This window comes from Burkholderia sp. BCC1998, assembly GCF_905339875.1.
Lineage (GTDB): Bacteria > Pseudomonadota > Gammaproteobacteria > Burkholderiales > Burkholderiaceae > Burkholderia.
This window is the reverse complement of the sequence record NZ_CAJPHE010000013.1, coordinates 51,161-74,041: the sequence shown is the minus strand read 5'-3', so window position 1 is coordinate 74,041 and position 22,881 is coordinate 51,161. Positions and strand designations below refer to the sequence as shown.

At 66.3% G+C, this 22,881-nt stretch carries 20 protein-coding genes; 5 read left to right on the top strand and 15 right to left on the bottom strand.

Annotation, left to right across the window (positions count from 1 at the left end):
• Positions 1-140: 140 nt before the first annotated feature.
• The 14 genes from U5A56_RS22190 to U5A56_RS22125 all read right to left on the bottom strand — a co-directional run bounded on the left by U5A56_RS22190 (position 141) and on the right by U5A56_RS22125 (position 19,048).
• Positions 141-1,820, bottom strand: coding sequence for a SpoVR family protein (locus tag U5A56_RS22190; protein ID WP_044843597.1), 1,680 nt, complete (start codon positions 1,818-1,820; stop codon positions 141-143).
• Positions 1,817-3,085: a YeaH/YhbH family protein gene (locus U5A56_RS22185; RefSeq protein ID WP_321808169.1), complete on the bottom strand. Its 1,269-nt coding sequence runs from the start codon at positions 3,083-3,085 to the stop codon at positions 1,817-1,819. Before U5A56_RS22185 ends, U5A56_RS22190 begins: the two co-directional genes overlap by 4 nt.
• 125 nt (positions 3,086-3,210) lie before the next feature.
• Positions 3,211-5,133: a PrkA family serine protein kinase gene (locus tag U5A56_RS22180; protein ID WP_044843599.1), complete on the bottom strand. Its 1,923-nt coding sequence runs from the start codon at positions 5,131-5,133 to the stop codon at positions 3,211-3,213.
• 544 nt (positions 5,134-5,677) lie between these two features.
• The gene (locus U5A56_RS22175) at positions 5,678-7,435 is read right to left on the bottom strand and encodes a methyl-accepting chemotaxis protein (protein ID WP_321924698.1); all 1,758 of its coding nucleotides are present in this window, start codon (positions 7,433-7,435) and stop codon (positions 5,678-5,680) included.
• A 279-nt stretch (positions 7,436-7,714) separates the two neighbouring features.
• Positions 7,715-8,644 carry a ribokinase gene (gene rbsK, locus U5A56_RS22170; protein ID WP_321924570.1) on the bottom strand — a complete coding sequence of 310 codons (930 nt, stop codon included), beginning with the start codon at positions 8,642-8,644 and terminating at the stop codon, positions 7,715-7,717.
• Positions 8,641-9,672 carry a LacI family DNA-binding transcriptional regulator gene (locus tag U5A56_RS22165; RefSeq protein ID WP_044843601.1) on the bottom strand — a complete coding sequence of 344 codons (1,032 nt, stop codon included), beginning with the start codon at positions 9,670-9,672 and terminating at the stop codon, positions 8,641-8,643. Before U5A56_RS22165 ends, rbsK begins: the two co-directional genes overlap by 4 nt.
• 35 nt (positions 9,673-9,707) lie before the next feature.
• Positions 9,708-10,727: an ABC transporter permease gene (locus tag U5A56_RS22160; protein ID WP_321924568.1), complete on the bottom strand. Its 1,020-nt coding sequence runs from the start codon at positions 10,725-10,727 to the stop codon at positions 9,708-9,710.
• The gene (locus U5A56_RS22155; RefSeq protein WP_321924567.1) at positions 10,724-12,337 is read right to left on the bottom strand and encodes a sugar ABC transporter ATP-binding protein; all 1,614 of its coding nucleotides are present in this window, start codon (positions 12,335-12,337) and stop codon (positions 10,724-10,726) included. The genes U5A56_RS22160 and U5A56_RS22155 overlap by 4 nt, the downstream gene beginning before the upstream one ends.
• 145 nt (positions 12,338-12,482) lie before the next feature.
• Positions 12,483-13,433 carry a sugar ABC transporter substrate-binding protein gene (locus U5A56_RS22150; protein WP_044843604.1) on the bottom strand — a complete coding sequence of 317 codons (951 nt, stop codon included), beginning with the start codon at positions 13,431-13,433 and terminating at the stop codon, positions 12,483-12,485.
• Positions 13,434-13,953: 520 nt separating this feature from the next.
• Positions 13,954-14,880, bottom strand: coding sequence for a CysB family HTH-type transcriptional regulator (locus tag U5A56_RS22145; protein ID WP_044843605.1), 927 nt, complete (start codon positions 14,878-14,880; stop codon positions 13,954-13,956).
• A gap of 80 nt (positions 14,881-14,960) precedes the next feature.
• Complete coding sequence (locus U5A56_RS22140; protein ID WP_044843606.1) at positions 14,961-16,019, bottom strand: sulfate/molybdate ABC transporter ATP-binding protein; 1,059 nt, start codon at positions 16,017-16,019, stop codon at positions 14,961-14,963.
• 13 nt (positions 16,020-16,032) lie between these two features.
• Positions 16,033-16,980 (bottom strand): sulfate ABC transporter permease subunit CysW, encoded by a 948-nt coding sequence (gene cysW, locus U5A56_RS22135; RefSeq protein WP_044843607.1) that lies wholly within the window; start codon positions 16,978-16,980, stop codon positions 16,033-16,035.
• Positions 16,977-17,876 (bottom strand): sulfate ABC transporter permease subunit CysT, encoded by a 900-nt coding sequence (cysT, locus tag U5A56_RS22130; RefSeq protein WP_321924565.1) that lies wholly within the window; start codon positions 17,874-17,876, stop codon positions 16,977-16,979. The genes cysW and cysT overlap by 4 nt, the downstream gene beginning before the upstream one ends.
• A 134-nt stretch (positions 17,877-18,010) precedes the next feature.
• The gene (locus U5A56_RS22125) at positions 18,011-19,048 is read right to left on the bottom strand and encodes a sulfate ABC transporter substrate-binding protein (protein ID WP_044843609.1); all 1,038 of its coding nucleotides are present in this window, start codon (positions 19,046-19,048) and stop codon (positions 18,011-18,013) included.
• 264 nt (positions 19,049-19,312) lie between these two features.
• Here U5A56_RS22125 and lexA point away from each other — a divergent pair, with 264 nt between their 5' ends.
• Genes lexA through U5A56_RS22105 form a run of 3 tightly spaced genes read left to right on the top strand, consistent with a single transcriptional unit; the run spans position 19,313 to position 21,047 of the window.
• Positions 19,313-19,960 carry a transcriptional repressor LexA gene (gene lexA, locus U5A56_RS22115; RefSeq protein WP_006754655.1) on the top strand — a complete coding sequence of 216 codons (648 nt, stop codon included), beginning with the start codon at positions 19,313-19,315 and terminating at the stop codon, positions 19,958-19,960.
• A 26-nt stretch (positions 19,961-19,986) separates the two neighbouring features.
• Positions 19,987-20,325: a hypothetical protein gene (locus tag U5A56_RS22110; RefSeq protein ID WP_044843610.1), complete on the top strand. Its 339-nt coding sequence runs from the start codon at positions 19,987-19,989 to the stop codon at positions 20,323-20,325.
• A 29-nt stretch (positions 20,326-20,354) separates the two neighbouring features.
• Positions 20,355-21,047 (top strand): DUF2939 domain-containing protein, encoded by a 693-nt coding sequence (locus tag U5A56_RS22105; protein ID WP_044843611.1) that lies wholly within the window; start codon positions 20,355-20,357, stop codon positions 21,045-21,047.
• Positions 21,048-21,139: 92 nt separating this feature from the next.
• On the opposite strand, the gene U5A56_RS22100 is transcribed toward U5A56_RS22105, so the two are convergent.
• Positions 21,140-21,637, bottom strand: a complete 498-nt coding sequence (locus U5A56_RS22100) for a universal stress protein (protein WP_044843612.1) — start codon at positions 21,635-21,637, stop codon at positions 21,140-21,142.
• Between U5A56_RS22100 and U5A56_RS22095 the strand changes: the two genes are divergently transcribed.
• Positions 21,636-21,800 (top strand): hypothetical protein, encoded by a 165-nt coding sequence (locus U5A56_RS22095; protein WP_185500322.1) that lies wholly within the window; start codon positions 21,636-21,638, stop codon positions 21,798-21,800. The genes U5A56_RS22100 and U5A56_RS22095 overlap by 2 nt on opposite strands.
• Positions 21,801-21,964: 164 nt before the next feature.
• On the top strand, positions 21,965-22,879 hold the full coding sequence (gene nodI, locus U5A56_RS22090; protein ID WP_044843613.1) for a nodulation factor ABC transporter ATP-binding protein NodI: 915 nt from the start codon (positions 21,965-21,967) through the stop codon (positions 22,877-22,879).
• The last annotated feature ends 2 nt before the right edge of the window (positions 22,880-22,881 follow it).

Below are 22,881 nucleotides of genomic sequence, written 5' to 3'. Positions count from 1 at the left end.
ACGGGATTTTAGCGAAATGTAAAGTAACGGGCTTTCCGGGTTCGTCCGGATGTAGAAAATTTTTCTCCCGGTACGCGTTCGTCATATGAAAACGCCAGCCCTCAGGCTGGCGTCCGGTGCAAACTGTTCTCGGGCGATCGTCAGACGCGCACCTCCGGCGGCACGTAGCGGCACTCGTAGCGCTTGCGCACGGTCCCGGCCTCGTCGACGCTTTCCAGGAACACGTCGAACTGCCAGAGCCGCGCCATGTGCTTGAGCACTTCCTCGCTGTCGTTCGACAGATGGCGGTTGTCGGTCATGAAATGGCGCAGCGTGAGGCTGCGGTCGCCGCGTGTGTTCACGGCCCACACCTGGATGTTCGGCTCGCGGTGATGGATGTCGTACTGCCGCGACAACGCCTGCCGCACGTACTGGTAGCCGGACTCGTCGTGGATCGCCGACACCTCGAGCGAATCGCGCATGTCGTCGTCGAGCACCGAGAACAGCCGCATCTCGCGGATCAGGTTCGGCGACAGGTACTGCGCGATGAAGCTCTCGTCCTTGAAGTTGCGCATCGCGTAGTGCATCGCCGGCAGCCACGGGGTGCCCGCGATCTCCGGAAACCACTTGTAGTCCTCTTCCGTCGGCGCCTCGCAGATCCGGCGGATGTCGCTCATCATCGAGAAGCCGAGCGCATACGGATTGATCCCGCTGTAGTACGGCTTCGTGACGGGCGGCTGGTAGACCACGTTGCTGTGCGAGTGCAGGAACTCCATCATGAAGCCGTCTTCCAGCTTGCCCTGGTTGTACAGCGTATTCAGCAGCGTGTAGTGCCAGAACGTCGCCCAGCCTTCGTTCATCACCTGCGTCTGCCGCTGCGGATAGAAGTACTGGCCGATCTTGCGCACGATGCGGATCACTTCCCGCTCCCACGGCTCGAGCAGCGGCGCGTTCTTCTCCGCGAAATACAGCAGGTTCTCCTGCGGCTCAGGCGGATAGCGTCCTTCCTGCTCCTCCATCTGCTCGGGCTTCTTGCCCGGCAGCGTGCGCCACAGCTCGTTGACCTGCGACTGCAGATACGCCTCGCGCTCGCGCCGCAGCGCGGCCTCCTTCGACAACGACGGCTTCTGCGGCCGCTTGTAGCGGTCGACGCCGTAGTTCATCAGCGCATGGCACGAATCGAGCAGTTCCTCGACGCGATCGAGGCCGTAGCGCTCCTCGCATTCGGCGACGTAGTTCTTCGCGTACACGAGATAGTCGATGATCGCGTGCGCGTCGGTCCACAGCCGGAACAGGTAGTTGCCCTTGAAGAACGAGTTGTGCCCGTACGCCGCGTGCGCGATGACGAGCGCCTGCATCGTCATCGTGTTCTCTTCCATCAGATACGCGATGCAGGGATTCGAGTTGATGACGATTTCGTACGCGAGGCCCATCTGGCCGCGGCGATAGCTTTTCTCGGTCGCGAGGAAGTGCTTGCCGAACGACCAGTGGCGATAGTTGACCGGCATCCCGACCGACGCGTACGCATCCATCATCTGCTCGGCGCTGATCAGCTCGAGCTGGATCGGATAGATGTCGAGTTCGTATTGCTCGGCGACCTGCGAGATGTGCGTGTCGTATTCCTCGAGCAGCTCGAACGTCCAGTCGGACGGGCACGGCAGCGGCTTGCGTTCGGCAACGTTCATACGCGCTTCCTTCTGCCCGGCACCGGGCAAGTCGGCGGCCGGCGCCGCCGGTTCGGTCCGGCCGCTTTGCTGCGATGCGGCAGGGCCGGCCGTGTCGTCGCCGGAAGGGCGCGGCGCGTAGCCGCGCGACTCGTTGTGCAGATGGCGGGTCGTCATGACATTTCCACCTGCTTTTCGAACAATTCGCGAAATACCGGGTAAATATCGGCAGCCGATTCGACTTTCTTCATCGCGAGGTGCGGTTGCGACAGCGCCAGCTGCGCGTACTCCAGCCACAGGTTCTGCTCTTCCGGGGCGACCTGGATATACGCGAAGTAACGCGTCTTGGTGAGGATATCCTCTTCCAGGATTTTGCGACACTTCGGCGAATCGTCAGTCCAGTTGTCGCCGTCGGACGCCTGTGCGCCGTAGATGTTCCATTCGGTCGGCGAGTAGCGCTCGTTCTGCACCTTGCGCATCAGTTCGAGCGCGCTCGACACGACGGTGCCGCCGCTTTCGGTCGAATGGAAGAAGGTGTCCTCGTCGACCTCCTCGGCGCGCGTGTGGTGACGGATGAACACGACCTCGATGCGCTCGTAGTTGCGCTTCAGGAACAGGTACAGCAGGATGAAGAAGCGTTTCGCGAGATCCTTGCGCTGCTCGTCCATCGAGCCCGACACGTCCATCAGGCAGAACATCACGGCCTGGCTGGACGGTTGCGGCTGCTTCACGCGGTTGATGTAGCGCAGGTCGAACGGATCGATGAACGGGATCCGCCAGATGCGCCCCTTCAGGTGATGGATCTCGGCCTCGAGCGTCGCGATATCCTCGCGACGGTCTTCCGGATCGAGCTTCATCACCTCGAGCCGCGCTTCGAGTTCGCGCAGCTCGTTGACGAGCGGCGAACCGAGCGCGATGCGTCGCCCGAGCGCGCTGCGCAGCGAGCGCACGACGTCGATGTTGTTCGGCGTGCCTTCCGCCGACCAGCCCGCGCGCACGTTCTTCCAGCTCGGCACCGTCAGCAGGTGCGTCTTCACGAGGCGCGGCAGTTCGAGGTCGTCGAAGAAGTACTGCATGAATTCGTCGCGGGACAACTCGAACACGAAGTCGTCCTGCCCTTCGCCTTCGTTGCTCGCCTGACTGCCGCCGCCGCCCGAGCCGCCCTGCGGACGCGGAATCTTGTCGCCGCGCACGTAGTCCTCGTTGCCCGGGTGCACGTATTCGCGACGCCCGCCCGGCGCGTGCCGGAAATTCGGCTCGGCGATGTCCTTGCGCGGAATCGTGATGCTTTGCGTGCTCTGGATATCCTTGATGCTACGGTCGCGCACCGCGTCGGACACGGCACGACGAATGTAGTTCTTGACGCGACGCAGAAAGCGTTCGCGGTTGGCGATGCTCTTGTTCTTGCCGGCCAGCCTGCGGTCGATGATTTGATGAAGCACTCCCGGTCTCCCGCTCGAAAGTCGATCTGCCGGGGCACTCGCCGCGCATGCCGTCTGCCGTCATGCGGGCGGCGCCTCTGAAAGCGCCCGTACGGACTCGCCGCACGGGCGCGGTACCGCGCGCGTCATGACGACTTGCGCACGCGCAGGTACCAGTCGCAAAGCAGCCTCACCTGCTTCGGCGTATAGCCCTTCGCGACCATGCGGTTCACAAAGTCCTCATGCTTGCGCTGCTCCTCCGCCGAACCCTTGGCGTTGAACGAAATCACCGGCAACAGTTCCTCGGTGTTCGAGAACATCTTCTTCTCGATCACGACGCGCAACTTCTCGTAGCTCGTCCACACGGGGTTCTTCCCGGCGTTCGCCGCCCGTGCACGCAACACGAAGTTCACGATCTCGTTGCGGAAATCCTTCGGATTGCTGATCCCGGCCGGCTTCTCGATCTTCTCCAGTTCCGCATTCAGCGCGGCGCGGTCGAAGCTCTCGCCCGTGTCGTGATCGCGGAATTCCTGGTCCTGGATCCAGAAGTCCGCATACGTGACGTAGCGGTCGAAGATGTTCTGCCCGTACTCCGAATACGACTCGAGGTAAGCCGTCTGGATCTCCTTGCCGATGAACTCCGCGTAGCGCGACGCGAGCACGTCCTTCACGAACGACAGGTACTTCTGCTCGGTCTCCGGCGGGAACTGCTCGCGTTCGATCTGCTGTTCGAGCACGTACATCAGGTGCACGGGGTTGGCCGCGACCTCGCTCGAGTCGAAGTTGAACACGCGCGACAGGATCTTGAACGCGAAGCGCGTCGACACGCCGGTCATCCCTTCGTCCACGCCCGCGTAGTCGCGATACTCCTGGTACGACTTCGCTTTCGGATCGGTGTCCTTCAGGTTTTCGCCGTCGTACACCTGCATCTTCGAGAACAGGCTCGAATTCTCCGGCTCGTGCAGGCGCGACAGCACCGAGAACTGCGACATCATCTTCAGCGTGCCCGGCGCGCACACGGCCTCGGCCAGCGACGAGTTGCGGATCAGCTTCTCGTAGATCTTGATCTCTTCCGACACGCGCAGGCAGTACGGCACCTTCACGACGAAGATCCGGTCGAGCAGTGCCTCGTTGTTGCGGTTGTTGCGGAAGGCCTTCCACTCCGATTCGTTCGAGTGCGCGAGGATCACGCCGTCGAACGGAATCGCGCCGAATCCTTCGGTGCCCTTGAAGTTGCCTTCCTGCGTCGCGGTCAGCAACGGGTGCAGCACCTTGATCGGCGCCTTGAACATTTCGACGAATTCGAGCAGGCCCTGGTTCGCCAGGCACAGGCCGCCCGAGTAGCTGTACGCATCGGCGTCGTCCTGCGCATACTGTTCGAGCTTGCGGATGTCGACCTTGCCGACGAGCGACGAGATGTCCTGGTTGTTCTCGTCGCCAGGTTCCGTCTTCGCGATGCCGATCTGCCGCAGGATCGACGGAAAGCGGCGTACCACGCGGAACTGGCGGATATCGCCGTTGTATTCGTGCAGGCGCTTGACGGCCCACGGACTCAGGATGCTCTTCAGGTAGCGGCGCGGAATGCCGTACTGCTCTTCGAGGATCGGGCCGTCTTCGTCGTAGTCGAACAGCCCGAGCGGCGATTCGTTGACGGGCGAACCCTTCAGCGCATAGAACGGCACACGCTCCATCAGCTGCTTCAGGCGCTCGGCGATCGACGACTTGCCGCCGCCCACCGGGCCGAGCAGGTAGAGAATCTGCTTCTTCTCTTCGAGCCCTTGCGCAGCGTGGCGGAAGTACGCGACCACCTGCTCGATCACTTCCTCCATTCCGTAGAATTCACGGAACGCGGGATAGACCTTGATAACCTTGTTCGCGAAGATCCGCGACAGGCGCGGGTCGATGCGGGTATCGATTTGTTCGGGTTCCCCGATTGCAGCCAGCATGCGTTCGCCAGCCGTGGCGTACGCTGACGGATCGTTCTTGCAGAGCGCGAGGTACTCCTCCAGCGAGAACTCTTCCTCTCGCGTTTTTTCGAAGCGGTTCGCGAAGCTGCTGTAAATATCCATGCTACCTCCCTCGCCTGAGTCTGAAGACGTGCCTGCCTTCTATGACTGCGCAGAAGCAAGCGCGTTCGAATTCATCCTAAACCCTTTCTTATTTTTTTTCACGAACTCTTCGTATGAAGTTCGTCATTCTCGACAACACCGCTTGGACAACGCATTTCGACGCTTTACAATCGATCTCCCGTGTCGCAGAAACGGCATCCGCGACGTCTCGTCGAGCATCGGAACGTCTCGTGCGTTGGACACCTCCGTCGTCGTCGCGGCACCCTTCACTTCCCCCTTCATCCCTATACGTTCGAGCGGACGTTTACGACGACACGCTGCGCGCGCCGTTACAAATTTTTTTCGCATCGTCCGGAGATACCCGTAGTGCGGATGCGAACACGCAGCGCGCGGCGACGCACGAACGTTCACGTGCGCTGTCACATTCCATCGGTCGAAACGACGACGCCCGCATGTCGCGGGCGTCGTGTGCTGCCAAATGGGGAGAGATACCGGGAAAGATACCGGGGAGCGTTACCGCGAAAAGATGCGCGTCACGCGCGAATCAGAACGTTTCCCAGTCGTCGGCGCCGGCAGCCACCGGAGCGGGCGCGGCGGCCGCGGCCGCCGGCTTGCGCGCCGGCGCGGCGCGCTTCGGCGCTGCATCACGATCGTTGCGCGCCACGGCCGGCGCGGGCGGCGAAACCGGCACCGCAGCCGGTGCGGGCACCGCGCGCGGCGCCTGACGTGCGGCGGCAGCGGTCGCCGGCTGCACCGCGTCGTCGTCGATCCGGAACACCGCCGCCGTCTCGCGCAGGCGCGCGGCCTGTTCGTCGAGCGATTGCGCGGCGGCCGCCGCTTCCTCGACGAGCGCGGCGTTCTGCTGGGTGACCTCGTCCATCTGCGCGACCGCGCGCGCGACCTGGTCGATGCCGCCGCTCTGTTCCTCGGACGCCGCCGCGATCTCGCCCATGATGTCGGTCACGCGCTGCACCGCGCCGATCACGTCGCTCATCGTGCGGCCGGCTTCGTCGACCAGCGTCGACCCCGTCCGGATGCGCTCCACCGACGCGTCGATCAGCATCTTGATCTCCTTGGCCGCGCTCGACGAACGCTGCGCGAGACTGCGCACCTCGCCCGCCACGACCGCGAAGCCGCGGCCTTCCTCGCCGGCGCGCGCGGCCTCGACCGCCGCGTTCAGCGCCAGGATGTTGGTCTGGAACGCGATTCCCTCGATGATCGCGATGATGTCCGCGATCTTCGCGGAGCTGTCGTTGATCTCGCCCATCGTGCCGACCACCTGGCCGACCACCGTATTGCCCTTGTTTGCAATCTCCGACGCGTTCGCGGCCAGCGAGCTTGCCTGCCGCGCATTGTCCGCGTTCTGCTTCACGGTGCCGGTCAGCTGCTCCATGCTCGATGCGGTTTCCTGCAGCGCGGACGCCTGCTCTTCCGTGCGCGACGACAGGTCGATATTGCCGGCGGCGATCTGGCGCGCCGCGGTCGCGATCGACTCGCTGCCGCCGCGCACGGTACGCACCGTGTCGACGAGGCCGCGCTGCATCCTCGCGAGACCGTCCAGGAGCTGGCCCATTTCGTCGCGCCGATGCACGACGATCGAGCGGCGCAGGTCGCCCGCGGCGATCGCGTCGAAATGCGCGAGCGCGTCCGCGAGCGGACGGCCGATCGCACGGCTGAGCGTCAGCCAGGAAAACGCGGCGGCAACCAGACCGGCCGCAAGCAGGACGATCGACAGCACGCGCAGCGTCTCGTACAACGATTCCGCGCGGTCGAAGCCCGCCTGCCCGTCGGTGAACTGGAAATTGCGCAATGCTTCGCCCGCAACCGAGAGCTCGTTATAAAGCGTCGAGAGCTGCTTGGCGCCCTCGCCGATCCGGTCGTGGTCGCCCGCCGCGACCAGCCCTACGAACGCGTCGCAACTGCGCTGCAGCGCCTGCCGCTTCGCGGCGACGTCCTGCGCGAGCCGGTCTTCCTCCGGGCCGCGCGGCAGTGCAAGGTATTTTTGCCACCACGCGTCGGACTGCGTGCGCATCGCGCGGCTGCGTTCCACGGCCGCAGCCGAGTCGGGCGTGCCCGCCAGCAGCGCGGCGCGATCGAGCGCCAGGCGCTCGCGCGCCGCGTACATTTCGGCAACGGCCACGTCGACCGCGCTCGGCATCTGGTTCGTGAAAATCTCGCGCGTCGCATCGTTCGAGCGCGTCATCCCGTACACGCCGAGTACGCCAATCACGCCCAGCAGTACCGCGAGAAACGCCATCGTCAAACCGATGCGCGCACGTATCGTCAGGTTTCCGATCACCATCATTCTTCCTGTATTGCGTCGTCGTGAACGGGCAAGGCCCGTTTTTCGAAACAGTGTTTCGCCCAGGTGTATTTACGACCGGATGTTGCGTAGCTTGATGGTATTCACATCAATTTTTTCAGCAATTCACCAGTTCATTACAGATTCCAGAATAATAGGGGCGAAGCATCGCCGGCCCGCGTCGCGAACGCGCACGGCAAGCAATCGAGGTCAGACAAGTGGGGAAAGATGGCCGGCCGCGTGCTGTCGCACGCGCCGGCCGGGATGCGCGATCCAGCCCTATTCGGCCAGTTCGGCGAGCGTGGGAATCGACGGCTGCGCGCCTGCGCGCGTGACCGACAGCGCCGCCGCGCGTTGCGCGAAGCGGATGGCGGCATCGACGTCCGCGCCGGCCGCGAGCCGTGCGGCGAAACCGCCGATGAAGGTGTCGCCCGCCGCGGTCGTGTCGACCGCCTTGACGACGGGGGCCGGATAGTGGCGTGCCGCGCCGTCGGCCGTCAGCGCGAACACGCCGCGCGCGCCGAGCGTGATCAGCACATTGCGCGCGCCGGCTGCCCGCAACGCACGCGCCGCGGCTTCCGCCTCGGCCGGATTGCGCACCGGCAGCCCGGTCAGCGCGGCCGCCTCGACTTCGTTCGGGATCAGGTAATCGACCAGCGGCAGCCAGCCGTCCGGCAGCGGCGCGACGGCAGGCGCCGGATTGAGCACCACGGTGCGGCCGAGCCGCCGCCCGGCCGACAGCGCGGCGAACACGGCGTCCGGCGGCGTCTCGAGCTGGCAGATCAGCACGTCGGTCGCGGCCAGCGCCGCCTCGTGCCGCGCCACCGTATCCGTCGTGACTTCGCCGTTGCCGCCCGCGACGATCACGATCGTGTTCTGGCTGGCGTCGTCGACGACGATCAAGGCGACGCCGGTCGACGCCGCCTTGCTCGTCGCGAGCCGCGAGCAGTCGATCCCTTCGGTCTCGAGGCCGGCCCGCAGCGCGGTGCCGTGCGCATCCGCGCCGACGCAGCCGATCATCGCGACCTGCGCGCCGAGCCGTGCGGCCGCGACGGCCTGGTTGCCGCCCTTGCCCCCCGCGGCCTGCGCATACGCATGACCGGCGAGCGTTTCGCCCGGCAACGGCAGCCGCGACGCCCGTACGACGAGATCCATGTTGAGGCTGCCGACCACCGTCACGCGGCCGGCGCCTGCCGCACGCGCCGTCATGGGCGAGCACCGGGCGCGGCCGGCTCGCGGTAGACCGCCGTCGATTCGCGCAGCACGAGCCGCGGCGACACGACGCGGCGACGGCTCGGCGCGGCCGTCGAGCCGCCGCCGATCCGCTCGATCAGCGTCTGCGCGGCCATTTCGCCGAGGGCGCGCACCGACTGGCCGACCGTCGACAGCGCCGGATAGGTATAACGGGAGAATTCGATGTCGTCGAAGCCGATGATCGAGCAGTCGTCCGGCACGCGCATGCCGCGCTCGGCCGCCGCGCGCAGCGCGCCGACGCCCATCAGGTCGTTGCCCGCGAAAATCGCGCTCGGGTGCACCGACTCGAACAGCCGCGATGCCGCGTGATAGCCGCCCAGGCACGAAAAATCGCTTTCCGCGATCGCGCCCGGCACGATGTCGATCCCGCGCTCGGCCATCGCGCGGATGAAGCCGTGCACGCGCATCGCGCTGACGGCCGTGTCGGTCGGCCCGGTGATGCAGCCGATCTTCGCGTGCCCGAGTTCGAGCAGATGACGCGTCGCCAGGTAGGCGCCGCGTTCGTGGTCGATCTGCACGAGATCGGCCGCGAGCCCCTCGATGTTGCGGTCGACGACGACGAGCGGCGCATGCGCGTCGGCGAGCGTCTGCGCGAGCACCGCGTCCTCGCCGGCCGACGCGACGATCAGCCCGTCGATGCGCTTTTCCTGCAGCACGCGCAGGTAGTTGCGCTGCTTCACGGGATCGTCGTCCGAGTTGCAGAAGAACACGCAATAGCCGTTGGCCGCGCACTGGTCCTCGATGCCGCGCGCAAGCTCCGCGAAGTACGGATTCGTGCTGTTCGGCACGACGAGGCCGATGGTCGCCGTCGAGCGCGCCTTCAGCGAGCGCGCCACGGCCGATGGCACGTAGTTCAGCTCGCGGATCGCGCCTTCGACCTTCGCACGCACATCCGCGGACACCGGCCGCGAATTGTTCACCACGTGCGAGACGGTCGTAAACGACACGCCCGCCATGGCCGCCACATCCTTGATCGTCGCCATTTCCCGTTTCTCTCTGGTCTGCTTTCTGTGTAGTTTTACCGGGCGCGCGCGCGCCGGCTGCGATACGTATCGAGCACGACCGCCACCACGATCACCGCCCCGGTGATGATCCGTTTGGTCGGCTCGTTCGCGCCGATCTGCGCCAGCCCCGCGGCCAGCACGGAAATGATCAACACGCCGAAGAACGTGCTGATCACCGAGCCGCGCCCGCCCATCAGGCTCGTGCCGCCGATCACGACGGCTGCGATCACCTGCAGTTCGAGGCCCACGCCCGCGTTCGGGTCGGCGGCCTCGAGCCGCGAGATCTGGAACAGCGACGCGAGCCCCGCGAGCGCGCCCATCAGTGCGAATACGAGGATTTTATACGGCCGCGGGTTAACCCCGGCAAGCCGGACGGCTTCTTCATTCGTGCCGATACCGACAAGATAGCGCCCGAACACGGTGCGCGTGAGCACGAACTGCGCCGCGATCATCACCGCGACCGCGATCAGGAACGCCGGCGAGATGCCGAGCGCGATCGGGTTCGACAGGAAATCGAACGCGTCGCCGATGTAGGCCGTGCGCGAATTCGTCAGCTGGTACGCGACACCGCGCGCGGCTTCGAGCACGCCGAGCGACACGATGAACGACGGAATCCGCCAGCCCACCGTGATCGCGCCCGTCAGCGAGCCGGTCATGGTCGCGACCGCGATCCCGATCAGCGCGGCGGGCAGCGGCCCCCAATGCCATTTCAGCGCGGCCACGCTGACCATCGACGCGGCCAGCGCGAGCACCGAGCCGACCGACAGGTCGATGCCGGCGATGATCAGCACGAACGTCATCCCGACCGACATCACGACGAGATCGGGGATCTGGTTCGCGATCGTGCTGAACGTATCGTAGGTCAGGAAATGCGAGCTGAGCGTCGAGAACAGCACGATCATCGCGGCGAGCGCGCCGGCGAGCCCGAGATAGTTCGACACGCCGAGCCGCGTGCCGGACAGCGTGCGCGCGCGGCGCCCGGTCACGTCCTGCTGCGCGCCGGCGTCGCTCGGGGATACGGGAGGCTGGGTCATTGCTGTCGTCCTGTCGTCGAAGAGGCGGAAGCCGCGCGCGGCGCGCTTTCCGCATCCGGATGGCGTGCGCCGTCCGGCAGCGCTGCGCGGCCGAAGCCGGCGAACGCCGCGGCCAGCAGCGCATCCTGGGTCCAGTTGCCGCGTTCGAACACGGCGGTCATGCGGCCGGCCGACATCACGCCGATCCGGTCGCAGATCAGCATCAGCTCGCGCAGGTCGCTCGAGACGACCACCAGCGCACGGCCCTCGCGCGCGAGCGCGCCCATCAGCGTGTAGATCTCGAATTTGGCGCCGACGTCGATCCCGCGGGTCGGCTCGTCGAACAGCAGCACGCCCATGTCGCGCGCGAGCCAGCGGCCGATCACGACCTTCTGCTGGTTGCCGCCCGACAGTTCGCCGACCGCCTGCGCGGCGCCGTGGGTGCGGATCCGCAGCGCGTCGATCTGCTGCTCGGCGAGCGCCGTCTCGCGCGCCGTATCGACGATGCCGCCGCGCGCGAGCCGGTCAAGCTGGCCGAGCGACACGTTCGACGTGACCGACTGCGACAGCAGCAACCCTTCGCCCTTGCGGTCCTCGGTGATCAGCGCGATGCCGTGCTTCACCGCGTCGACGGGCGAGCCGATGCGCGCCGGCTTCAGCGGATCGCCGACCGCGATCATCCCGGCGTCCGGCGTGTCCGCACCGTAGATCAGCCGCAGCAATTCGGTGCGCCCGGCACCGATCAGCCCCGAGATGCCGAAGATTTCGCCCGAGCGCACTTCGAGCGACACGTCCTGCACGGCCGTGCCGCGCGTCATGCCCGACACGACGAGGCGCGGCGCGCCGATGCGGCGCGCGCCGAGGTCGATGTGCTCGCCGACCTCGCGCCCGACCATCAGCGTGACGAGCCCGTCGGACGTCGTCGCAGCCATGTCGCCGACGTGCACGAGCCGGCCGTCGCGCAGCACCGCGACACGCTCGGCGACCCGCGCGAGTTCCTCGAGCCGGTGCGAGATGTAGACGATCGCCACGCCGCGCGCCTTCAGCCGGTCGATCTGCTCGAACAGCAGTTCGACCTCGCGCGCGGTCAGCATCGCGGTCGGTTCGTCGAGGATCAGCACACGGCAGTCGCCGATCAGGTTGCGCGCGATCTCGACCATCTGCTGGTGGCCGATGCCGAGTGCGCCGACCGGCGTATCGGGATCGACCGCGTCGAGCCCGACCTGCGCCATCGCGGCACGCGCATCGTCGCGCAGCCGCGCGCGATCGATGATGCCGAAGCGCCGCGGCAGACGGTTCAGGAACAGGTTCTCGGCGACCGTCAGCGTCGGCAGCAGGTTCAGCTCCTGCATCACCATGCGCACGCCGAGCGCCTCGGCCTGCGTGCGGCTCGCCGGCGCGTAGGCGTGGCCGCCGAGTTGCATCGTGCCGGTCGTCGGGTCGACGAGGCCGCCGATGATCTTCGACAGCGTGCTCTTGCCGGCGCCGTTCTCGCCCGTCAGCGCGAGCGCTTCACCCGGCACGAGCGTCAACGTGACGTCGGCGAGCACCGGTTCGGCGTAGGTCTTGCCCACACCGGAGACGGACAGCACGGGAACGGCTGAACGGGAGGGTTGGAAGGTCGGTTCCATCGCGATCCTGGTTGCGGCCGCGCGCACGCGGCGCGCGGGTGTGACGCTCACAAGTGCATGTGCATGCAGTGGCCGTGATCGCGCTCACTCCGGATAACGGCCGCCGGGCCCGCTTCTTGAGGCCGGCGGCCGCGACGGGGCGGCGTTACTTCGTCACGAGATCCACCGGCGTCTCGACCACGCCGGACATGTCGGCCTGCTTGCGATGCTCGGCGATCGCCTTGAGCGCCGTGTCGATGCCGAACACGGCCTGCTTCGCCGCGTACTGGTCGGCGGTCGCGAGCACGCGGCCGTCCTTCAGCATCGGCCTGATCGCGTTGATGTTGTCGTAGCCGACCACGAACACCTTGCCCTGCTTGCCCGCCGCACGCACGGCGGACACGGCGCCGATCGCCATGTTGTCGTTGCCGCACAGCAACGCGCGCAGGTTCGGGTATTCGTTGAGCATCGCGGACGCGACCGCATTGCCCTTGTCGATCTCCCATTCGCCCGACTGCACCGACACGACCTTCATCCCGCCCGCCTTCATCGCGTCCTCGAAGCCGGCCGTGCGCTGCTGCGCGTTGGTCGTCGTCGACACGCCTTCGAGGATGCCGACCTGGTCGCCCGCCTTCAGCCGCTTCGCGAGGTAGTCGCCGATCTTGCGCGCGCCCTTGCGGTTGTCGGGGCCGACGAACGGCACGTTCAGGTTCTTCGACTTCAGCACGTCCGGGTCGAGCCGGTTGTCGATGTTCACGACGGTGATGCCCGCGTCGACCGCCTTCTTCACGACCGGCACGAGCGCCTTCGAATCGGCCGGCGCGAGCACGATCGCATCGACCTTCGACACGATCATCTGCTCGACGATGCGGATCTGGTTCGCGGTGTCGGTCTCGTCCTTGATGCCGTTCGTGATCAGGTCGAACTGGCCGGCGTTGTGCTTCTGGTATTCCTTCGCGCCGTTTTCCATCGTCAGGAAGAACTCGTTGGCGAGCGACTTCATCACGAGCGCGACCTTCGGCTTGGCCGCAGCCTGCGCATGGACGGCCGGTGCGGCAGCGACCGCGACGGCGGCAAGCGCGGCGGTCAGGAAGCGACGGCGAAAGAGGACATTCATACACATCTCCTGGCGACTGGCCCGACGGGCCAGATTATTGTTTGACTGTTGTTTTAATGTGAGCAAACGTTTGCGCTACACTTCCCGGGCATTGGCCATCGTTGCTGCTTGTCGGTACCACGGAATGGAAGCGAGGCAGACGGCCGACTGCCTGGCGCGTGCTGTCGTCGACGCGCCACCGCCGGCGGGACGCCGGCGGAGTGGAAGCTATGCTGTACCGTTTCGGATCGACGCGCAACCCGTCTGATCAATATTTAAGGGTTTATTCGGAGCGCGCGGTTGCACGTGCCGATTGCGGCGCGTTACATGATCGAAGCGAGGTACGCGCATGCGCCCTCTTGTTTTTCTGTTGACCGGCGATTGGTTGACGGCCGCCGCTCACGGCAACCCGGCTTGTGAGCGACAGCTTCGATCGAAGGACCGACGCGTCGGCACGCCCTGAGATGGCGGATGCAGCATCGGCGCCCGATGCAACGCGTCCGAAGGGCGCCTGCCGCGCCCCCGGAACATCGTCCGGCCGTCAGACCGCTTCGCGCAGCAGCCCGGCGATTTCCGCTTCGTTAAGATGCGGCGCGAACATCTCGATCAGCCGGTACGCATACGCGCGCAGGAATGCGCCCTTGCGCAACCCGACCCGCGTCGTGCTCGCCTCGAACAGGTGCTGCGTGTCGAGCGCGACGAGCCCGGTGTCGCGCTGCGGATCGAAGGCCATCGCCGCGACGACGCCGATCCCCATGCCGAGCTCGACGTAGGTCTTGATCACGTCCGCGTCGATTGCAGTCAGCACGACGTCGGGCACGGCGCCGGCCTGCGCGAATGCCTGGTCGATGTGCGAGCGGCCCGTGAAGTCCTGGTCATACGTGATGATCGGGTACTCGGCGATTTCGTCGAGCGTCAGGTTCTCGCGGCCGACGAGCGGATGCCCCTTCGGCACGACGACCGTGTGGTGCCACGAATAGCACGGGAACGTGACGATGTCCGGATAGCGATCGAGCGCCTCGGTCGAGATGCCGAGATCGGCTTCGCCGTTCAGGATCATCTGCGCGATCTGCTGCGGGCTGCCCTGGCGCAGCGCGAGATGCACCTTCGGAAACACCTCGGTGAACTGGCGGATCACCTTCGGCAGCGCGTAGCGCGCCTGCGTGTGGGTCGTCGCGACGACGAGGTGGCCGCTGTCCTGGTCCGCGAACTGGCGCGCGACGCGGCGCAGGTTTTCCGCATCCAGCAGCATCCGCTCGATCAGCTGGTGCACGGCCTTGCCGGGCTCCGTGAGCCCCGTGAGCCGCTTGCCGCGCCGGATGAAGATATCGACGCCCAGTTCATCCTCGAGATCCTTGATCTGCTTCGACACGCCCGACTGCGACGTGTACAGCACGTTCGCGACTTCCGTCAGGTTCATGTTCTGGCGCACGGCCTCGCGCACGAAACGCAATTGCTGAAAATTCATGGGTATGCCTCTTAGGCTGTCGTTGTTTGAATGTCGATTCGGAGCGGTATCCGCCCTCTTCTCTTTACCGCGGCCGGGCGTCAGTGCGCGGGAAACACGCGGACCGCGCGCGGCACGGCCGTCGCACCGTCGCCGACCTGCAGCGCGAGCGCACGCCACGCGTCGCGATCGAGTTCCGCTTCGAGTGCGCCGCCCGTGCGCGCCTCGAGTTCGACCCGCACCGAGCCGCCGAGCGGGATCACGCGGCGCACATCGACCGCGATGCCGTCGCGATGGTCGTCGCCGGCCGGCCACAGCTGCAGGTCGTGCGGCCGCACGTATGCGTTCGCGGGGCCCGCGAAATCGGCGTCGACCGCGATCGGCGCGGCCGCCCCCTCGGCCACGAAGCCGCGGCCGGCGACCGTGCCCGGCAACCGGTTCGCCGCACCGAGGAATTCGTAGACGAACGCGCTTTGCGGATGATCGTAGACGTCCTGCGGGCTGCCGACCTGCTCCACATGACCGCGGTTCAGCACGACGATCCGGTCGGCCACTTCCAGCGCCTCCTCCTGGTCGTGCGTGACGAAGATCGTCGAGATGTGCAGGTCGTCGTGCAGGCGCCGCAACCAGCCGCGCAGTTCCTTGCGCACCTTCGCGTCGAGCGCGCCGAACGGCTCGTCGAGCAGCAGCACCTTCGGCTCGACCGCGAGCGCGCGGGCCAGCGCGATCCGCTGACGCTGGCCGCCCGACAGCTCGGACGGGTAGCGCTGCGCGAGCCAGTCGAGCTGCACGAGCTTCAGCAGTTCGTGCACTTTCTCGCGGATCACGGCTTCCGACGGCCGCTCGCGGCGCGGCTTCACGCGCAGCCCGAACGCGACGTTCTCGAACACGGTCATGTGGCGGAACAGCGCGTAATGCTGGAACACGAAACCGACCTGGCGCTCGCGCGCGCCGACCGACGCGACGTCGAGCCCTTGCAGCACGACCTGGCCGGCGTCCGCGTGCTCGAGGCCCGCGATCACGCGCAGCAGCGTGGTCTTGCCGCAACCGGACGGCCCGAGCAGTGCGACGAGCTCGCCCGGCGGAAAGTCGAGCGACACGTTGTCGAGCGCGGTGAAATCGCCGAAGCGCTTCTGAAGGTGACGGACGGTGATACCCATTCTGGTTGCCTCTTTACGATTTCGACGAAATGGCGGCGGCGGGGCCGGCATGAGCGGGAACGTCATCGCGTGCGCCGGCCAGTTCGGCGGCGAGGTGACGCTCGGCGAGCAGCTTCAGCGCGAGCGTAACGAGCGCGAGCAGCGCCAGCACCGACGCCACCGCGAACGCCGCCGCGAAGTTGTATTCGTTGTACAGGATCTCGACGTGCAGCGGCATCGTGTCGGTCACGCCGCGGATGTGGCCGGACACGACCGACACCGCGCCGAACTCGCCCATCGCGCGCGCATTGCACAGGATCACGCCGTACAGCAGGCCCCACTTCACGTTCGGCAGCGTCACGCGCCGGAAGATCTGCCAGCCCGATGCGCCCAGCACGCGCGCGGCCTCCTCCTCGTCGGTGCCCTGCGCCTGCATCAGCGGGATCAGTTCACGCGCGACGAACGGGAACGTGACGAAGATCGTCGCGAGCACGATGCCCGGCACCGCGAAAATGATCTGCACGTCGTGGCCCTGCAGCCACGGTCCGAGCCAGCCCTGCGCACCGAACAGCAGCACGTAGACGAGGCCCGAGATCACCGGCGACACGGAGAACGGCAGGTCGATCAGCGTCGTCAGCAACGCCTTGCCGCGGAATTCGAACTTCGCGATCGCCCACGACGCGCACACGCCGAACACGAGGTTCAGCGGCACCGCGATCACGGCGACGGTCAGCGTCAGCTTGATCGCCGACCATGCGTCGGGATCCGCGAGCGATTCGAGATAGAAGCCGACGCCCTTGCGCAGCGCCTCGAAGAACACCGCGGCGAGCGGCACGACGAGGAAGAACGCGAGAAACGCCAGCGCGACGCCGATCAGCAGCCAGCGCACGGCGCGCGGCTCGCTGACGGGATCCGGTTGTTTCGCGGCGCGCACGCGCGCGGCGGACGGGTTATTCAGCACGGCGGTGGACTCCTGGCTCATTGCTGGCCTCCGGCGGCAGTCGCGGCAACGGTGACGGTCGCGGGCGCGGGGCCGCTCGCGCCCTTGCTCGTGCGGCGCTGCAGATACCACTGCAGCGTGTTGATGAGCAGCAGCATCAGGAACGACACGACCAGCATCACGACCGCCAGCGCGGTCGCGCCCGCGTAGTCGTACTGCTCGAGCTTCGTGATGATCAGCAGCGACGTGATCTCGGATTTCATCGGCACGTTGCCGGCGATGAAGATCACCGACCCGTACTCGCCGAGCGCGCGCGCGAACGCCAGCGCGAAGCCGGTGAGCAGCGCGGGCAGCACGGCCGGCAGCACGACGCGGCGGAACGTCAGCCAGCGCGTTGCGCCGAGGCACGCGGCGGCCTCCTCCTGCTCGCGCTCGAAATCCTCGAGCACGGGCTGCACGGTGCGCACGACGAACGGCAGCCCGATGAAGGTCAGCGCCACCAGCACGCCGACCGGCGTGAACGCGATCTTGATGCCGAACGGCGCGAGATACTGGCCCACCCAGCCGTTGGTCGCGTAGACGGCGGCCAGCGAGATGCCGGCGACCGACGTCGGCAGCGCGAACGGCAGGTCGACGATCGCGTCGACGAGCCGCTTGAACGGGAACGTGTAGCGCACCAGCACCCACGCGACGAGAAAGCCGAACGCGGCATTGATCACCGCACCGCCGAGCGCGGAGGCAAACGTCAGCCGGTACGACGCGAGTACGCGCGGCGACGCGACGGCGGTGACGAACTGGTCCCACGACAGCGTCGCGGTCTTCAGGAACGTGGCGGCGAGCGGGATCAGCACCACGAGGCTCAAATAGGCCACCGTGATGCCGAGCGTCACGCCGAAACCGGGCAGCGCGCTCGGCTTGCGAAAGGTGTACGTCGTCATCGGATGCTCTTGCTGGGTCGTTGCTGCTCACGGGTCCGACGCAAACGCCGGCGCGAGGAGTCGCGCCGGCGGGCAGTCGGGGATGCGGCGCGCTGTCGTGGCGCGCCGCTGTCGTTGTGGTTTGCTGCCTGGTGTTACTGCGGCTTGTAGATCGAGTCGAACACGCCGCCGTCCGCGAAATGCGTCTTCTGCGCGTTCGTCCAGCCGCCGAACGTGTCGTCGACCGTGTACAGCTTCAGCTTCGGAAACTGCTTCGTCAGGTCCGCCGGCACGTTCTTCGAACGCGGACGGTAGTAGTTGCGCGCCGCGATTTCCTGGCCCTGCGGGCTGTACAGGAAATTCAGGTAGGCCTCGGCCAGCTTGCGCGTGCCCTTCTTGTCGACGACCTTGTCGACCACGGCAACGGGCGGCTCGGCCAGGATGCTCACCGACGGCACGACGATCTCGAACTTGTCGGTGCCGAATTCCTTGATCGACAGGAACGCCTCGTTCTCCCACGCGATCAGCACGTCGCCGATCCCGCGCTGCACGAAGCTCGTCGTCGCACCGCGCGCGCCCGAGTCGAGCACGCCCGCATTCTTGTAGAGCTTCGTCACGAATTCCTTCGCGCTCTGCTCGTTGCCGCCCGGCTTGTGGACCGCGTATGACCATGCGGCCAGGTAGTTCCAGCGCGCCCCGCCCGACGTCTTCGGGTTCGGCGTGACGATCGAGATGCCCGGCTTGGTCAGGTCATCCCAGTCCTTGATCCCTTTCGGGTTGCCCTTGCGCACCAGGAACACGATCGTCGACGTGTACGGCGATGCGTTGTCGGGCAGGCGCTTCTGCCAGTCCTTGTTGACGAGCCCCTTGTTGGCGATCGCGTCGATGTCGTAGGCGAGCGCCAGCGTCACGACGTCGGCCTGCAGGCCGTCGAGCACCGAGCGCGCCTGCGCGCCCGAGCCGCCGTGCGACTGCTTGAAGTTGACCGTCTCGCCCGTCTGCGCCTTCCACGCCTTGCCGAACGCCTGGTTGAAGTCCTGGTACAACTCGCGCGTCGGGTCGTAGGACACGTTCAGGAACGTTGTATCGGCCTGGGCACGCGTCGCGACGCCCAGCGCCGCCGCCGCGCCCAGCGCGAGTGTTGCGATCAGGCGGCCCACTCCGCCCACCAGCCCCGTATTGCGCTTCGCCATCCTTGGTTCTCCAGTGTTGTCGGTATTGCGATGTCGGGCCAGTCTAGCGAACGGGTTACATGATTAAAAATAATCGTTCCTTATTTTTTAATACTCAAAAGTGCTAACGCAGACGGGATGGACGGTTGAGGCAGATGAACCGGCGTCCGGGCGTCGCGAAATCACGTCGGAACCGGCGCGATCGCGTCGAACTTCAAGTAACACTTGAAATTCGCGAAGCACTGTATAAAAATACAGCTCACTGTCTATCCATACAGTTCAGCCATGACCAAACTCACCGCCCGTCAGCAGCAAGTGTTCGACTTGATCCGCCGCGCGATCGAGCGCTCCGGTTTCCCGCCCACGCGCGCCGAGATCGCGGCAGAGCTGGGCTTCAGCTCGCCGAATGCGGCCGAGGAACACCTCCGTGCGCTGGCGCGCAAAGGGGTGATCGAGCTGGCCGCCGGCGCGTCGCGCGGCATCCGCCTGCTCGGCATCGACGACGCCCCCCATCAGTTCACGCTGCCGCATGCCGGCCTGATGCAACTGTCGCTGCCGCTCGTCGGCCGGGTGGCGGCCGGTAGCCCGATCCTCGCGCAGGAGCACATCTCGCAGCATTACGCGTGCGATCCCGCGCTGTTCACCAGCAAGCCCGACTACCTGCTGAAGGTGCGCGGCCTGTCGATGCGCGACGCCGGCATTCTCGACGGCGACCTCCTCGCCGTGCAGAAGCGCACGGAAGCGAAGGACGGCCAGATCATCGTCGCGCGGCTTGGCGACGACGTCACGGTCAAGCGCCTGATGCGCCGGCCAGGCGGCCTCGAGCTGATCGCGGAGAACCCGGATTACGAAAACATCTTCGTCAAGGCCGGCAGCGCGGAATTCGCGCTGGAAGGCATCGCCGTCGGGCTGATCCGCTCGGGCGAACTCTGACAATCGGTCTCGCTGAGGAGAACATCATGGAACGCCTTTCCCGTTTGCTGCCTTTCCGTCAATTCGGTCGCCTGCGTCACCTGCGCGGCCGCACGCCCTGCGCGCCGCTGTCCGCCGCGGCGCCCGTGGTGAGCCAAGAAGTCGCAGTTGAACGGCAGGCGTCGCTGCTGCCCTCAGCGCTTCCCGCCTTCGCACGGGTCTCGCTGAACGCCGGCCTGCACCACGCGGAACCGGCGCGCCGTGCGCCCGTGCGCGTTTATCACGGCCGGTCGCGCCTGATCATGGTCGGGACGATCGATGCCGTGTGCCGGATGATCGATCGCTGCATCGACGAGGAACGATCGGCCACGCACGGCGGTCTCTGATTGCGGAACCTGTCCGCACCGGAGGCATCGTGACTGGATCTTCGGGCCGCGCGTGGCGGCTCAAGCCCCTGCTGATCGTCGTGCTGGCCATCGCCGTTTTGGTGGCGATCGGCTATGCGTACGCATCGCCGTATGTCGCGCTCGGTCGCCTGAAATCGGCGATCGATGCGCGCGATGCGCAATCGGTCAGCGAATATGTCGACTTTCCGTCGCTGCGCATCAGCCTGAAGCAGCAGGTCACGGAAGAGTTGATGCACCGGATCGACGCGGTGAAGAAGGACAACCCGTTCGCGGTGATCGGCGCGCTGATCGGCTCTGCATTGATCGGCCCGCTCGTCGATGCGTATGCGACACCGGAAGGCGTCGCGGCGCTGATGAGCGGCATTCCCCCGCGCGGTAATCCGGGCGAGCGGCCACCCGAATGGTCGGGCCCGCCGTCAGGCGGTGCGCCTGGCAGCGCATCGGCCGCACCGCCGGCCAATCCGGCGAGCACACCCGTACCGGGCAGCAATGCCTCGGTCGCGTCCGCGCCGGCCCCCGCATCCGCGCCAGCCGGCCCGGGCGACACGCGCCATCCGCAGCAAACGAGCGCCGGCTACCGGAATATCGATGAATTTGTCGTGACCTACCAGCGCAGTGCCGACGGCACGCGCTATGCGGCGATCTTCCACCGCTTCGGCCTGTTTTCATGGAAGCTGTCCGCGATCGACCTGCACGCGTGAGCGGTCGCGATCGGGATCGATGCCGCTGCGGCGGCACGGCGAGCGACCGGCGCGGATCGCAGGACAACCCGGCCGGTCACACGATCACAGTGTCACTTGCCGCTCGCGGTGGCCGCTTCGCGTTCGCGCGCGATCTCGGCCTTTTGCTCTTCCGCTGACGAACACGCGACCAGAATGCTGCAGTTCACGCGATCGAGCAGTTGCGTATTGCCCGACCCCATCCACCATCTCGACAATCCGCTGCGGCACCGATGGCCGACAACGACGAGGTCGGCCTTCAACTCGGTTGCGAGATTCGCGATTTCGTCGATCGGATAACCGAACGCAAAATGGCCTTCGGCCTGGACGCCACGCTCGCGCAGCCAGTTCACGCCTTCCTGCAGGATCTCGCGCGCGGTTTCCTCGAAGCGGCCGCAGGCGACGTCGGTCAGCAGCCCCGCGCTTTGCGCGATGCTCGAGCGCATGTCGACGACCGACAGCAAATGCGTTTCCGCCTTCAGGTCCAGCGCGAGATTCGCACCGCACCGCAAGGCCTTGCGCCCTTCGAGCGTGCCGTCGTAGCACAGCAGAATCTTGTTGTAGCTAGCCATGAGACCTCCCTATCGCGACAACGTGCCCTATGCACTCATCATGGTGCGCCGCAATTCCGGACGCAAGGGATGGAAAACGCTGATTCGCCACGCGGGGCGCGTCGGCGATGATGCGGTGCACGATCCGTGCGCGCATGCACCGTCGCGCGCGTGCGCGCCCTGAAGAGACGCAGCCGATGCACTAGAATGGCCCGTTCGTGTCCTCGACGTGCGTTCGCCCCGGTCATGCCCATGTGACACGCATTCGCCCGATCCGTTCGCCGAGCGGCATGCCCATCCGGCCGGCCGCGAAACGCGTCCGCGCCTGCCTACAACGACAACCTGCCCATGTCCGTTGCACCGATCGATTTCCGGAACGTCGAAAAACGCTATGGCGACAAGCTCGTCGTCAACGGCCTGTCCTTCCACGTGCAGGCCGGCGAATGCTACGGCCTGCTCGGGCCGAACGGCGCCGGCAAGACCACGACGCTGAAGATGCTGCTCGGCCTCGTGTATCCCGACGCCGGCACCATTTCACTGTGCGGCGAGCCGGTTCCGTCGCGCGCACGGCATGCGCGCCAGCGCGTCGGCGTCGTCCCGCAGTTCGACAACCTCGACCCCGACTTCACGGTCCGCGAAAACCTGCTCGTGTTCAGCCGCTATTTCGGGATGTCGGCGCAGGCTTCACGCGCGCTGGTGCAGCCGCTGCTCGAATTCGCGAAGCTGGAAAACAAGGCCGATGCGAAGGTCGGCGAGCTGTCGGGCGGGATGAAGCGCCGCCTGACGCTTGCGCGCGCGCTCGTCAACGATCCGGACGTGCTGGTACTCGACGAGCCGACGACGGGGCTCGATCCGCAGGCGCGGCACCTGATGTGGGAGCGCTTGCGTTCGCTGCTCGCGCGCGGCAAGACGATCCTGATCACCACGCATTTCATGGAGGAAGCCGAGCGCCTGTGCGACCGGCTGTGCGTGATCGAGGAAGGCCGCAAGATCGCCGAAGGCGCGCCGCACGCGCTGATCGAATCGGAGATCGGCTGCGACGTGATCGAGATCTACGGGCCGGACCCGGTCGCGCTGCGCGACGAGTTGACGCCGTTCGCGAAACGCACCGAGATCAGCGGCGAGACGCTGTTCTGCTACGTGAGCGATCCCGAGCCGCTCAGCGCCCGGCTCAAGGGTCGCACGGGATTGCGCTATCTGCATCGTCCGGCCAATCTGGAAGACGTGTTCCTGCGGCTCACGGGCCGCGAAATGCAGGACTGATC